Source organism: Nocardia sp. 2TAF39 (assembly GCF_052114905.1).
Lineage (GTDB): Bacteria > Actinomycetota > Actinomycetes > Mycobacteriales > Mycobacteriaceae > Nocardia.
The window spans coordinates 38,786-51,367 of the sequence record NZ_JBFRFQ010000039.1 but is presented as its reverse complement, the minus strand read 5'-3'; the positions used below and the strand labels follow the sequence as shown (position 1 = coordinate 51,367).

Here is a 12,582-nt window from a genome sequence, read left to right as displayed (position 1 = left end):
CGTTGACTGACAACGCCACCGATATCGCGGTCGTGGGTTTCGCCCACGCACCGCATGTGCCGGAGACCTTCGGCACCACCAACGGTGTCGAGATGCTGGTGCCCTGCTTCCAGCAGCTCTACGACCGGCTCGGCATCACCAAGTCCGATATCGACTTCTGGTGCTCCGGGTCATCCGATTACCTTGCCGGAAGGGCCTTTTCGTTTATCTCGGCGGTCGACGCCATCGGCGCGGTGCCACCGATCAACGAGTCGCACGTGGAGATGGACGCCGCGTGGGCGCTGTACGAGGCGTGGGTGAAACTGCGCTCCGGACAGGCGAAGACCGCACTGGTGTACGGCTTCGGCAAGTCCTCGGCGGGCACGCTGCGCCAGATCCTCACCATGCAGCTGGACCCGTACCTGGTCGCGCCGCTGTGGCCGGACGCCCTGTCCATCGCCGGGTTGCAGGCCCGCGCGGGACTCGACGCGGGGCGCTGGACCGAGCGTGACATGGCCGCCGTGGCCGCGGGGGAATCCGGTGACGTGGCGAGCCTGCTCGACGCGCCGTATGTCGCCGACCCGCTGCGCGCGCACGACGTCGCGCCGATCACCGACGGTGCGGCCGCCGTCGTGCTCGCGGTGGGCGACCGCGCCCGCGAACTCTGCGAGCGCCCCGCCTGGATCACCGGCATGGCACACCGGGTGGATACCTCGGTGCTCGGCGCGCGCGACCTCACCGTCTCGCCCTCGACTTCGGCTGCGGCCCAGGCGGTTACCGGCGGCGATACCAGTGGCTTCGACATCGCGGAACTGCACGCGCCGTTCAGCCACCAGCAGCTGATCCTCACCGAAGCGATCGGCCTGACGAACGGCACCACGGTGAATCCGTCCGGTGGCGCGCTCGCGGCCAACCCCATGTTCGCCGCGGGCCTGGAGCGCATCGGCTTCGCGGCCGAAGCGATCATCGCGGGCTCGGCGAATCGCGCCCTCGCCCATGCCACCAGCGGCCCCGCGCTGCAGCAGAACCTTGTGACCGTCTTGGAATCGGAGACCCAATGAGCACAGCATCGCACAGCGATTCAATGGGGGGCGGCGGTCGGGCGACGGGTGGGCGCACAGCATCGCGCAGCGATTCGGTGAGGGGCGGCGGTCGGGCGACGGGTGGGGGTTACCCGGCCGCGGTGCTCGGCACCGGACAAACACATCACGTGACGAAACGGACCGACGTGTCGATGGCGGGCATGTGCCGGGAGGCCATCGATCGCGCACTCGCAGACGCCGGCCTCACCATCGCCGACATCGACGCGGTCGTCGTCGGCAAGGCGCCCGACCTGTTCGAGGGCGTCATGATGCCCGAGCTGTACCTCGCGGATGCCTTGGGCGCCACCGGAAAACCGCTGCTGCGGGTGCACACCGCCGGTTCGGTCGGCGGCTCAACCGGCATCGTCGCGACAAATCTGGTGCAGGCCGGTGTGCACAAGCGGGTGCTCGCGATCGCGTGGGAGAAGCAGTCGGAGTCGAACGCCATGTGGGCGTTGTCGATTCCGGTGCCGTTCACCATGCCGGTCGGCGCGGGCGCGGGCGGCTACTTCGCTCCACACGTGCGCTCCTACATTCGGCGATCCAACGCGCCGAGCCACATCGGCGCGATGGTCGCGGTGAAGGATCGACGCAACGGCGCCAAGAACCCGCTCGCCCACCTGAAGCAGCCCGACATCACGCTGGACTCCGTGCTCGCATCGCAGATGCTATGGGACCCTATCCGATTCGACGAGACCTGCCCCTCCTCGGACGGCGCGTGCGCAATCGTGATCGGCGACGAAGACGCGGCCGCCGCCATCGAAGCCACCGGCAAGAAGGTTGCCTGGGTACACGGCACCGCGATGCGCACCGAGCCGACCACCTTCGCCGGACGCGATCAGGTCGACCCTCAGGCCGGCCGGGACGCGGCCGCGGCGCTGTGGGAGGCGGCCGGAATCACCGATCCACTCAGCGAGATCGACGTGGCGGAAATCTACGTGCCGTTCTCCTGGTTCGAGCCGATGTGGCTGGAGAATCTCGGCTTCGTGCCGCAAGGCGATGGTTGGAAGCTCACCGACAAGGGTGAGACCGAGATCGGGGGCACCCTGCCGGTCAACCCGTCCGGCGGCGTGCTCTCCTCCAACCCGATCGGCGCGTCCGGGCTCATCCGATTCGCCGAGGCCGCCAAGCAGGTCATGGGACGGGCCGGGGACTACCAGGTCGAAGGCGCCCGCAAGGCGCTGGGACACGCGTACGGCGGTGGGTCGCAGTACTTCTCGATGTGGGTAGTCGGATCGGAGCGGCGATGACTCCGCTGAAGTTCAGTCTCGGAATCGCGCTGAGTCCGCTGGACCAGCTGCCCGGCTTGGCGAAAACCGCTGAGGAATGCGGATTTTCATCGATCGCGCTGCCGGACTCGTTGTTCTACATGAAGTCGGCGTCGGCGAAGTATCCCTACACCGCCGACGGCAGCAGATTCTGGGGGCCGGACACGCCGTGGGTCGACCCGCTCATCGGTGCGACCGCCATGGCGGCTGTGACCAGCCGCATCCGCTTCTACACGAACGTGCTGAAGCTGGGTTCGCGCAACCCGCTGCTGCTGGCCCGCCAGGTCGGCTCGGTGGCCAACCTATCGGGCAATCGGTTCGGCTTCGGAGTCGGGATCGGCTGGGCGCCAGAGGAATTCGAGTGGTGCGGCGTGCCGTTCGCGCGACGTGGTGCACGAGTGGACGAGATGATCGAGGTCATCAAGCTGGTGCTGGCGGGCGGGATGGTCGAGTACCACGGCGAGTTCTTCGACTTCGACTCGCTGCAGATCAGCCCGGCGCCGACCCAGCCGGTGCCGTTCTACATCGGCGGGCACACCGAGGCGGCGCTGCGGCGCGCCGCACGGGTGGGCGACGGCTGGACCTCGGCGATGATGACCTACGACGAGCTGTGCCGCACCATCGGCAAGCTGGACGCCTTGCGGGCCGAGTTCGGCAGGGCCGATGAGCCATTCGAGATCCAGGCGGTGTGCATCGACCGCTTCGGGCGATCCGGGTACCAAGACCTCGCCGACGCGGGCGTCACTGACGCGATCGTGGTGCCCTGGCTGGCCGACGGCATCGGCTTCGACGGCGACCTTGTCGCCAAACAGGACTCGCTGCGGAAGTTCGCGGAACAGTACGTGGCGAAACCTGTCGTGGCCGCGCGGTGAGGACCACTACGCGGCAGACTTGCTGGTCGAAGGAGTGCGTATGACCACCGCCGAGCATCCGGCAAGGGCCGCCGGCTTGGCCTCCCAGGCCGCCGTGCGAGCGCGGGACAAACAGGCGTGGGTCGCGCTGTTCGCCGAGGACGGCATCGTGGAAGACCCCATCGGCCCTTCGGGTTTCGATCCAGAGGGCAAGGGCCATCGCGGCACGGAGGCGATCGCCGCGTTCTGGGACAAGGCGATCGCCAAGACCGATCTGATCGAATTCTTGTTCGGCGACTCGTTCGCCTGCGGCAAGGAAGTCGCCTTCACCGGCACCATCCGGAGCACGATCGGCGGTCATCGGATCGACGCCGACGGCGTGTTCACCTACCGGGTGGACGATGACGGCAAGATCGCCGCCCTGCGCGCGTTCTGGGAGGTCGACCGAGCCATGAAGACCGCGCGACGGGCGGACTGAGCGCCGACCACGGCATACAACAAGAAGGGCCGCACACCGATAATCGGTGTGCGGCCCTTCTCATCTCAGTGTGCGACCGGGCAGGTCTTGTAGTCGACCGGGAACTCTTTGATCCCGTTGAGCCAGCCCGAACGAAGGCGCCGCGCGTCCCCGAGCTTGCTGATGTCGGGCAGGTGATCGGCTATCGCGTTGAAGATCAGGTCGATCTCCAGCCGGGCCAGGTTCGCCCCGATGCAGAAGTGCGCCCCGGTACCGCCGAAGGACAGGTGTGGGTTGTCCTTGCGCATGATGTCGAACTTCTCCGGGTGCTCGAAGACCTCCTCGTCGAAGTTGGCCGAACGGTACAGCATGACCACACGCTGACCCTTCTTGATCTGCACGCCACCGAGCTCGGTGTCTTCCAGCGCAGTCCGCTGGAAGGAGGTGACCGGGGTGGCCCAGCGAATGATCTCGTCGGCGGCCGTCGCAGGCCGTTCCTTCTTGAACAGCTCCCACTGGTCCGGGTTGTCCAGGAACGCCATCATGCCGTGCGAGATGGCGTTGCGGGTCGTCTCGTTGCCCGCGACCGCGAGCATCATCACGAAGAACCCGAACTCCTCCTCGCTGAGTTTGTCGCCATCGATGTCCGCCTGAACCAGCGTGGTCACGATGTCGTCGGCCGGGCACTGCTTGCGGGAGGCGGCCATCTGGTACGCGTAACCCAGGATCTCGACGGAGGCCGCGACCGGGTCCGCGTCGTTGTCCGGGTCGTCGTAGCCGGTCATGTCGTTCGACCAGGCGAAGACCTTCATCCGGTCTTCCTGCGGGACGCCGATCAGCTCGGCGATCGCCTGCAGCGGCAGTTCGCATGCGACCTGGGTGACGAAGTCCCCGGAGCCCGACTCGGCCGCCGCTTTCACGATCGACTCGGCGCGGGCCGACAACTCCGCCCGCAGACCATTGATCGCACGCGGCGTGAACCCGCGCGAGATGACCTTGCGCAGCTTGGTGTGCTCGGGCGCGTCCATATTCAGCAGGATGATCCGTTGCATCTCGATCTGCTCGCGGGTGATGTCGTCGTTGAACCGCGGAATGGCGGTGTTCTCGTGGCTGGAGAACACGTCGCTGCGCCGCGAAACCTCCTTGACATCGGCATGCTTGCTAACCACCCAGAAGCCGTCGTCGTGGAAGCCGCTGACGTCGGGCGACTTCGGATTCCACCAGATCGGGGCGGTCCTGCGCAGTTCGGCGTACTCCTCGACCGGAACACGCTCGGCGTAGATGGCCGGATCCGTAACGTCGAACCCGTCCGGCAGATCCGGCCGGGCATTCCGAGTGTCTACCACCAGATGGCTCCTTCGAAAAACTGTAACACGTTCTATAATCATTGAAGCACAGGCGCGAGAACGAGGAAAGAAACCGGACAGATCCGCCCCCGACAAGTGCTATGAACGCGTTTCAGTTTTCTGTCCCATAAGGAAAGGTTGGACATGGGCACACCCGTGATCGTCGAGGCCGCTCGGACCCCAATCGGCAAGCGCGGCGGCTGGCTGTCGGGCCTGCACGCGGCCGAACTGCTCGGCCTCGCCCAGCGCGGACTACTCGAGCGCGCCCACCTGGACCCGACACAGGTCGAGCAGGTCATCGGAGGCTGCGTCACCCAGGCGGGCGAGCAGTCCAACAATGTCACCCGGGTCGCGTGGCTGCACGCCGGACTACCCTGGCAGGTCGGCGCCACCACCGTCGACGCGCAGTGCGGCTCCGCCCAGCAGGCCAACCATCTGATCGCCGGGCTCATCGCGGCCGACGCGATCGAGGTCGGCATCGCCTGCGGCGTGGAGGCGATGAGCCGAGTTCCCTTGGGCGCCAATGTGGGCGAGCACGCGGGCCCGCGCAGGCCGGCCTCATGGAACATCGATCTACCCAATCAGTTCGAGTCCGCCGAACGGATTGCCAAGCGGCGCAGCATCACCCGCTCCGATGTGGACGAGTTCGGCGCGCGCTCACAGCGTCTGGCGAGCCGGGCCTGGTCCGAAGGCCGGTTCGACCGGGAGGTGCTCGCCGTCACCGCTCCCGCGGTGGACAAGGAGGGCAACCTCACCGGCGAAAAGCTGGACGTGACAAGGGATCAAGGTTTACGCGAGACCACCATCGATGGCCTAGCCAAGCTGAAGCCGGTCCTGGAGGGCGGCGTGCACACCGCGGGCTCCTCCTCACAGATCTCCGATGGGGCGGCGGCAGTGCTTCTGATGGACGAAAAGGCCGCGCAGCGAGCCGGATTGCGGCCGCGGGCACGAATCGTCACTCAGGCGCTGGTCGGCGCGGAGCCCGAGTTCCACCTCGACGGCCCGGTGCAGGCGTGCACTCGGCTGCTGGAGCGATCCGGCATGAAGATCGGCGATATCGACCTTTTCGAGATCAACGAGGCGTTCGCGTCGGTCGCGCTGTCCTGGGCCTCGGTGCACCAGCCCGCCATGGACCGGGTCAATGTCAACGGCGGCGCGATCGCACTCGGCCACCCTGTCGGCTCCACCGGATCACGCCTCATCACAACGGCTTTGCACGAGCTGGAGCGCACCGATCGCAGTACGGCGATGGTTCTCATGTGTGCCGGTGGCGCACTCGCGACGGGCACGATCATCGAGAGGTTGTAAGAACTTCAACCATTACGAGCCATTTGTTGAACGTTCATCCCCACTGGCTGGAAACGTGTCGTACGCCACACAAACTCACATACCGCGAACTAGATGAGACGTCAGCTATCTTATCGCTACCAGGAGGGCTGCGAGTGAGACCGCAACGACGGGCCAGAACCGGTCCGCACCTTGGCTTCTCGAGAGCCCTTGGCGCGACCCGCAAACGCAACCGTCCCAGTGCGTTCGCCGCGCCAGCACCTAGAAGCTTCAAGGAAATCCCGAATCAGGCGTAGGTTTTCAGTTACTGAGCCGCTAATATCAATGATACGTATCCGAGATAACGAGTGTTAGTACAGCGAAGGGAATTGGGCGGCTCACAATGGCTGATTTCGCGGCGCGGCTGAACAAGCTGTTCGAAACCGTGCATCCCCCGGGGCGTAAGCCGCACACCAACGCGGAGGTTGCGGCTGCGCTGACGGCCTCCGGACATCCGATCTCGAAACCGTACCTGTCGCAGTTGCGGTCGGGACAGCGGACGAACCCGTCCGATGAGACGGTGGCCGCCCTGGCGAAGTTCTTCAAGGTCAAGCCGGACTACTTCTTCAACGACATCTATGCCGCCAAGATCGATCACGATCTGGAACTGCTGTCCCAGCTGCAGGGCTACGGACTGCGGCGGCTGTCGAGTAGAGCGTTCGACTTGTCCGAAGAATCTCAGAACCTACTCACGTCCATGGCGGAGAAGTTGCGGGCTAGCGAGGGCTTGCCCGAAATTCCTCCGGACGGCACCGAATAGGTTCTCCTGCACGGCAGCACAGTGCGACCCGCCGGGTCGCACTGTGCTGTGTTATGCGCCAGTAAGACGGTGCTGCACATATCCGGCCCGCGGTCGTGCCCAAGAAAATAGGGGCACGTCCGCAGGCCACTATGTCATGTGGTATGGATCGCGCGCCTGCATAACGACTTTCGGCGCGGCACGGAGTACGGCCTTCGCGCCCAACGGGATTCACTGCCGCATCGGTCGGTTCGAATATAAGACCGGTTGATCAGTATTGCACCGAGCTGATCGCCTTCCCACCGAATTGACCAATTCCGAGCGTGCCCGGACGATGTCGATTCGTAGGCTATGGCGATGGCCTGTACCCCACCGCGTGGACTAATGCCCTCCGGTAGAGCAATCCATCGTGCGCCGACCACGACATCGCCCAACGGATTACGCGTCCACCGCGCCACCTGGTCCGCGCGCTCCGCCACCCAGACAGGCCGCGACGCCGGCACGACGCCAGCCCGGGGCTGAAGATAGAGCGCGTCCATGATCTGCGCCACCTGGTCGAAAGCCTCTAGCTGCGTGAGGGTTCCGTTCTGGCCGTGCGCGACACACGGCCGCCGCGGCCCGATGGTAGGACCGCAAGCTACTTCGAGTCTCGGTCTCGATCATCACCTCCTCTCACGGCCGCGGGAAGAATCGGGCACGAGCCGCGTCGATCCCGACCTGCGCGGCGGACGCGCTCTGGAAGCTGACGGCGTCGGACTCTGCGCCCGCGAGGCCGAACATGATCAGGCCATCGACCACCGAAAGCAGCTCGGGGGGAGGCAGACAATCGTCGGAACTCGTCGGGCGCACATCGTGTTTCGGCTCGGCGAGCGGCGTAGGCGCGGCAGCGGGCGGTGGCATCGGTGTCGATACGGGCATCTGCACCCGCGAAAGCACCAGCACGAGTCCGAGAATCTGCGAAATCTGCGGTGTCACCGTATCCGGCGCCGACGAAATGATCGCCAGAGGAAGCGCGCGCGGAGGCTGCACGGAGGTCGACAAGAACGAAATCGAAAGCAGCAGTTTCGAACTCGCGGAACTCGACATGACCGAACCGGTCGCGGTCGAACGCGTTGCAGCGAAACCCGTTGCGGCCGAACCTGTTGCGACCAAGTCTGTTTCGGCCGAACCCACGCCCGCCGAACCTACTGCCACCGAACCGACACCTGCCGAACCGGAACCTGCCGAACCGACCGCGGCCGAACCGCCACCTGCCGAACCGACCGCGGCCGAACCGGCGCCGACCGCGGCGGACCCGGCCCCCAGCGGCGCCGACCCGGTCCCCAACGGCGCCGACCCGGTCTCCAACGGCGGCCGAACCGACGGCCGCGGAGCCGGCGCCGAGCGCGGCGCCGAAACCGAAACCAGCCGAACCAGAACCCAGCGCTACCCCCGCACCGGCAGCGCCCGCAACCGAACCGGCGGCCGATCCCCCTGTCGCGGAACTCGTGCCGCCTGAACCGGAACCGATCACCGGATCAGTCGGCACTGCACTGATCTCGGACTGCCGACCCGGCACCATCAGCGGATGCCCGGCATCCCCGGTGTCGTAGGGCAGCGAAGCAGGGTCCGCGATATACAGCGGGTAGGAACCCCCACCTTGCGCCGCGGTGCCGATCAGGCCGCCGAGCAGCGCAAAGCCGGTGCGAGCCCCAGCTATTGCTACCAGACGGAGCGTGCGACCTACGGCCATGCGCCGAGCCTTCCCCTCATCATTGACGCGCATATCTGTGCCCGGTCGCGACTCTCACACGGGACCTGTTCAACGGATGGGTGCCCATGATAAACCCCCAACCCTGCACCGCGTACCAGAAAGTGAAACCCGGTCAGTCCCCGTAGACCGGTTCCGGCGGAGTCGCCTCGGCGATCAGGTCGGCCACCACGGGTCCGAGTTCGGCCGGATTCCACCGGGCTCCGCGGTCCACGGCGACCCCGTGCCGCCAGCCGTCGGCCAATGCCACCTTGCCGCCCTCGACCTCGAACATCCGCCCGGTCACAGCCGCGGAACGCGTGCTGCCCAGCCACACGACCAGCGGGGAGACGTTCTCCGGCGCCATGGCGTCGAAGCCGTCCTCGGGCTTGGCCATCGTCTCCGCGAACACAGTCTCGGTCATCCTGGTGCGGGCGGCCGGGGCTATCGCGTTCACGGTGACGCCATAGCGGGCGAACTCGGCGGCGGCGGTGAGCGTCAGACCTGCGATCCCCGCCTTGGCCGCGCCGTAATTGCCCTGGCCAACGCTGCCCTGCAGTCCGGCGCCGGAGCTGGTGTTGATGATGCGGCCGTCGACCGGGCGACCGGCCTTGGACTCCGCACGCCAGTACTCGATCGCGTGCCGCATAGCGACGAAGTGGCCCTTGAGGTGCACGCGGATCACCGCGTCCCACTCGTCCTCGCCCAGGTTGACCAGCATCCGGTCGCGGACGAAGCCCGCGTTGTTGACCAGCACATCCAGCCCGCCGAAGGTGTCGACGGCCTGGTGGACGAGGCTGCGCGCACCTTCCCAGTCCGCCACGTCGTCGCCGTTGGCCACGGCTTCGCCGCCGAACGCCTCGATCTCGGCGACGACCTGTTCGGCGGGCGTCTCCGCGGTGGCAGCGCCGTCCAGCGTCGACCCGAGGTCGTTGACCACGACTCGGGCGCCCGCAGCGGCGAAGGCGAGGGCGTGCGCGCGGCCGATGCCCCGGCCCGCGCCGGTGACGATGACGGTGCGTCCGGCGCAGATCTGCTCGTTGTCCATACTGTGTCCTTTCCCGGCATGAGCGGGACCCTCCGTGGTCACGCTTCGCTGCCTCCTCCGGGCCTGACCGCTCATGCCCGTGTCCTTTTCGTGTTTGTCCGGGGTGTTCAGGACTGCTGGCGACCGACGGCCGCTGTGGAGGCAGCGAGAAAGGCGGGCCGCTCGCCGCCGCCATGCACCAGCAGGGTCGCGCCGCTGACGTAGGCGGCCAGTGGGGAGGCCAGGAAGGCAGCACAGCGGCCGATGTCGGCGGGACGAGCCATGCGGCCCAGTGGGATGGTGCGGCCCACCGCGTCGACGCCGTCCTGGTCGCCGTAGTGCAAGTGACTCAGTTCGGTGTCGACCGGGCCGACGACCAGCGAGTTGACCCGGACCTTCGGCGCCCACTCGACGGCGAGCGAGGCGGTCAGGCTGTCCATGCCCGCTTTGGCCGCGCCGTAGGTGGCGGTGCCGGGCGACGGGCGGTGCCCGCTGACGCTGGAGACGTTCAGGATCGAGCCGCCCTCGGGCTGCTGTTGCATCACCGCGTTGGCGGCCTGCGCCACCAGCAGCGGGGCGAGCAAGTTCAGTTCGACGATCTTGGCGTGAAAGTTCGCGCTCGCGTCGGCGGCGAGCGCGAAGGGGGCACCCCCCGCATTGTTGACAAGGTGGTCGAGACGGCCGTGGCGCTCGGTGATCGCATCGATCAGCGCTCGTACCGCGTCGGCGTCCCGAACATCGCACGGCAGGTATTCGATCGGCCGCCCGTCGAGTTCGACGGGAACGTCGGCGGGCCGCCGCGCACAGGCCACGACGGTGGCGCCCGCGGCGAGGAACGCCTTGCTCACCCCCGCGCCTACGCCGCGCACGCCGCCGGTCACCAGAACGACGCGGCCGGACAGATCGATTTCGAGTGCCACCGTGCTAACCTACCAAGCAACTGCTTGCTTTGCCAATGCGCTGGGTATACATGATGGGACTTGCGATGGGGATCAACCGTCACTCCGAATCAACCGGCATCACCGTCATCACGGTCGACTACCCGCCGGTCAACGCCATCCCGACCGACGGCTGGTTCGCTATCGCCGACAAAGTGCGAGCGGCGGGCCGTGACCAGGACACCAGGGTCGTCGTGTTGCGCGCCGAGAACCGCGGCTTCAACGCGGGCGTGGATATCAAGGAAATCCGGAGCAAGCCCGGCCACCAAGCGCTCATCGACGCGAACCACGGCTGCTTCGAGGCATTCGGCGCGATCTACGACTGCCAGGTGCCGGTGATCGCTGTGGTGCACGGCTTCTGCCTGGGCGGTGGCATCGGGCTGGTGGGCAACGCGGACATCGTGATCGCCTCCGATGACGCCACGTTCGGCCTGCCCGAAGTGGACCGCGGCGCGCTCGGCGCGGCGACCCACCTGGCGCGGCTGGTGCCGCAGCATCTGATGCGCGCGCTGTTCTACACCGCGAGCACCATCACCGCCCAGCAGTTACAGCACCACGGCTCGGTCTACCAGGTGGTGCCGCGCGCCGAACTGGACGCGGCCGCAATGGAAGTGGCGAAGAACATCGCGGCCAAGGACGGCCGGGTGATCCGGGCGGCCAAGCGGGCACTCAACGGCATCGACGTGCAGGACGTGCACCGCAGCTACCGGTACGAGCAGGGATTCACCTTCGAACTCAACCTCGCCGGTGTCGCCGACGAGATCCGCGCCCGTTTCGACGATGATCTGGCAGCGCGCAAGGCCGGACAGTAGGACCGCGGCGCGAACGACGGGCCCGGAGGCGGCAGTTTGCGTAACCCCGAAGGGCCCCCGAAAGTGCCGCCAATCAGATAGGGAGCGAAAGGCCATGCGAGACAAGCGGATGTCGCTCGACGAAGTCGTCGGCGAGCTGCGCAGCGGGATGACAATCGGCATCGGTGGCTGGGGGTCGCGGCGCAAGCCGATGGCACTGGTGCGGGCCATCCTGCGTTCGAACATCACGGACCTGACGGTAGTCGGCTACGGCGGGCCGGATCTCGGGCTGCTGTGCTCGGCGGGCAAGGTGCGCAAGGCGTACTACGGCTTCGTTTCACTGGATTCGCCGCCGTTCTACGACCCGTGGTTCAGCAAGGCGCGCACCTCGGGTTCGCTGGTCGCGCGCGAGATGGACGAGGGCATGCTCAAGTGCGGGTTGGAGGCGGCGGCGGCGCGACTGCCGTTCCTGCCGATCCGCGCCGGTCTCGGTTCGGATGTCCCGAACTTCTGGGAGGGCGAGCTGAAGACGGTCGAATCACCCTACCCCGGGGACGACGGCACGCCGGAAACTCTGATCGCTATGCCCGCGCTGAATCTCGATGCGGCGCTGGTGCATCTGAACCTGGGCGACCCGCACGGCAATGCCGCATACACCGGCGTAGACCCCTATTTCGACGACCTGTTCTGCCTGGCGGCGCAGCGGCGCTATGTCTCGGTGGAACGCGTGGTGGAGACCGAGGAGCTGGTGAAAACCGTTCCACTGCAATCGCTGTTGCTGAATCGCATGATGGTCGACGGCGTCGTGGAGGCGCCCGGCGGCGCCCACTTCACCCTCGCAGGGGACAACTACCGACGCGACGAAAAGTTCCAGAAGCACTACGTCGAGTCCGCCGAATCGCCAGAGGCATGGCAGGCATTCGTCGACAAATACCTAGCGGTCTCCGAGGGGCGGTACCAGGCCTCCGTGCGCGAGTTCGCGGAAGGTGGCGCGTAATGAGAGAAGCGGACGGAGTGTCCCGCATGACACAGGAGGCTCGATGAGACAC

At 66.7% G+C, this 12,582-nt stretch carries 13 protein-coding genes; 9 read left to right on the top strand and 4 right to left on the bottom strand.

Going from position 1 to position 12,582, the window contains the following annotated elements:
* Positions 1-2 precede the first annotated feature (2 nt).
* From AB4Z47_RS22440 to AB4Z47_RS22425, 4 genes are all read left to right on the top strand, one after another.
* Positions 3-1,040, top strand: a complete 1,038-nt coding sequence (locus AB4Z47_RS22440; RefSeq protein WP_441953279.1) for a thiolase domain-containing protein — start codon at positions 3-5, stop codon at positions 1,038-1,040.
* A gap of 173 nt (positions 1,041-1,213) precedes the next feature.
* Positions 1,214-2,311: a thiolase domain-containing protein gene (locus AB4Z47_RS22435; RefSeq protein WP_441953301.1), complete on the top strand. Its 1,098-nt coding sequence runs from the start codon at positions 1,214-1,216 to the stop codon at positions 2,309-2,311.
* Between the two features lie 5 nt (positions 2,312-2,316).
* Positions 2,317-3,201, top strand: a complete 885-nt coding sequence (locus tag AB4Z47_RS22430) for a TIGR03619 family F420-dependent LLM class oxidoreductase (RefSeq protein WP_441953300.1) — start codon at positions 2,317-2,319, stop codon at positions 3,199-3,201.
* 40 nt (positions 3,202-3,241) lie between these two features.
* Complete coding sequence (locus tag AB4Z47_RS22425) at positions 3,242-3,658, top strand: nuclear transport factor 2 family protein (protein ID WP_441953278.1); 417 nt, start codon at positions 3,242-3,244, stop codon at positions 3,656-3,658.
* Positions 3,659-3,723: 65 nt separating this feature from the next.
* Here the strand turns inward: AB4Z47_RS22425 and AB4Z47_RS22420 are convergent, their stop codons facing one another.
* Positions 3,724-5,025 (bottom strand): cytochrome P450, encoded by a 1,302-nt coding sequence (locus tag AB4Z47_RS22420; RefSeq protein ID WP_441953277.1) that lies wholly within the window; start codon positions 5,023-5,025, stop codon positions 3,724-3,726.
* Positions 5,026-5,127: 102 nt separating this feature from the next.
* Between AB4Z47_RS22420 and AB4Z47_RS22415 the strand changes: the two genes are divergently transcribed.
* Both AB4Z47_RS22415 and AB4Z47_RS22410 read left to right on the top strand, forming a co-directional pair.
* Complete coding sequence (locus tag AB4Z47_RS22415) at positions 5,128-6,291, top strand: steroid 3-ketoacyl-CoA thiolase (RefSeq protein WP_441953276.1); 1,164 nt, start codon at positions 5,128-5,130, stop codon at positions 6,289-6,291.
* A gap of 361 nt (positions 6,292-6,652) precedes the next feature.
* Positions 6,653-7,069, top strand: coding sequence for a helix-turn-helix domain-containing protein (locus AB4Z47_RS22410; RefSeq protein WP_011207048.1), 417 nt, complete (start codon positions 6,653-6,655; stop codon positions 7,067-7,069).
* Positions 7,070-7,720: 651 nt separating this feature from the next.
* Here the strand turns inward: AB4Z47_RS22410 and AB4Z47_RS22405 are convergent.
* The gene (locus AB4Z47_RS22405) at positions 7,721-8,089 is read right to left on the bottom strand and encodes a hypothetical protein (protein WP_441953275.1); all 369 of its coding nucleotides are present in this window, start codon (positions 8,087-8,089) and stop codon (positions 7,721-7,723) included.
* Between the two features lie 43 nt (positions 8,090-8,132).
* On the opposite strand from AB4Z47_RS22405, the gene AB4Z47_RS22400 reads away from it, so the two are divergent.
* Positions 8,133-8,546: a hypothetical protein gene (locus AB4Z47_RS22400; RefSeq protein ID WP_441953274.1), complete on the top strand. Its 414-nt coding sequence runs from the start codon at positions 8,133-8,135 to the stop codon at positions 8,544-8,546.
* 367 nt (positions 8,547-8,913) lie between these two features.
* Here AB4Z47_RS22400 and AB4Z47_RS22395 read toward each other — a convergent pair whose 3' ends face one another.
* Together AB4Z47_RS22395 and AB4Z47_RS22390 are read right to left on the bottom strand one after the other, a co-directional pair.
* Positions 8,914-9,825: an SDR family oxidoreductase gene (locus AB4Z47_RS22395; protein ID WP_441953273.1), complete on the bottom strand. Its 912-nt coding sequence runs from the start codon at positions 9,823-9,825 to the stop codon at positions 8,914-8,916.
* A gap of 107 nt (positions 9,826-9,932) precedes the next feature.
* Entirely contained in the window at positions 9,933-10,724 is a 792-nt protein-coding gene (locus AB4Z47_RS22390; RefSeq protein WP_441953272.1) for an SDR family oxidoreductase, read from the bottom strand.
* A gap of 65 nt (positions 10,725-10,789) precedes the next feature.
* Here AB4Z47_RS22390 and AB4Z47_RS22385 point away from each other — a divergent pair, with 65 nt between their 5' ends.
* Both AB4Z47_RS22385 and AB4Z47_RS22380 read left to right on the top strand, forming a co-directional pair.
* Positions 10,790-11,554: an enoyl-CoA hydratase family protein gene (locus AB4Z47_RS22385; protein ID WP_441953271.1), complete on the top strand. Its 765-nt coding sequence runs from the start codon at positions 10,790-10,792 to the stop codon at positions 11,552-11,554.
* A gap of 94 nt (positions 11,555-11,648) precedes the next feature.
* The gene (locus AB4Z47_RS22380; protein WP_441953270.1) at positions 11,649-12,530 is read left to right on the top strand and encodes a CoA transferase subunit A; all 882 of its coding nucleotides are present in this window, start codon (positions 11,649-11,651) and stop codon (positions 12,528-12,530) included.
* Positions 12,531-12,582 lie beyond the last annotated feature (52 nt).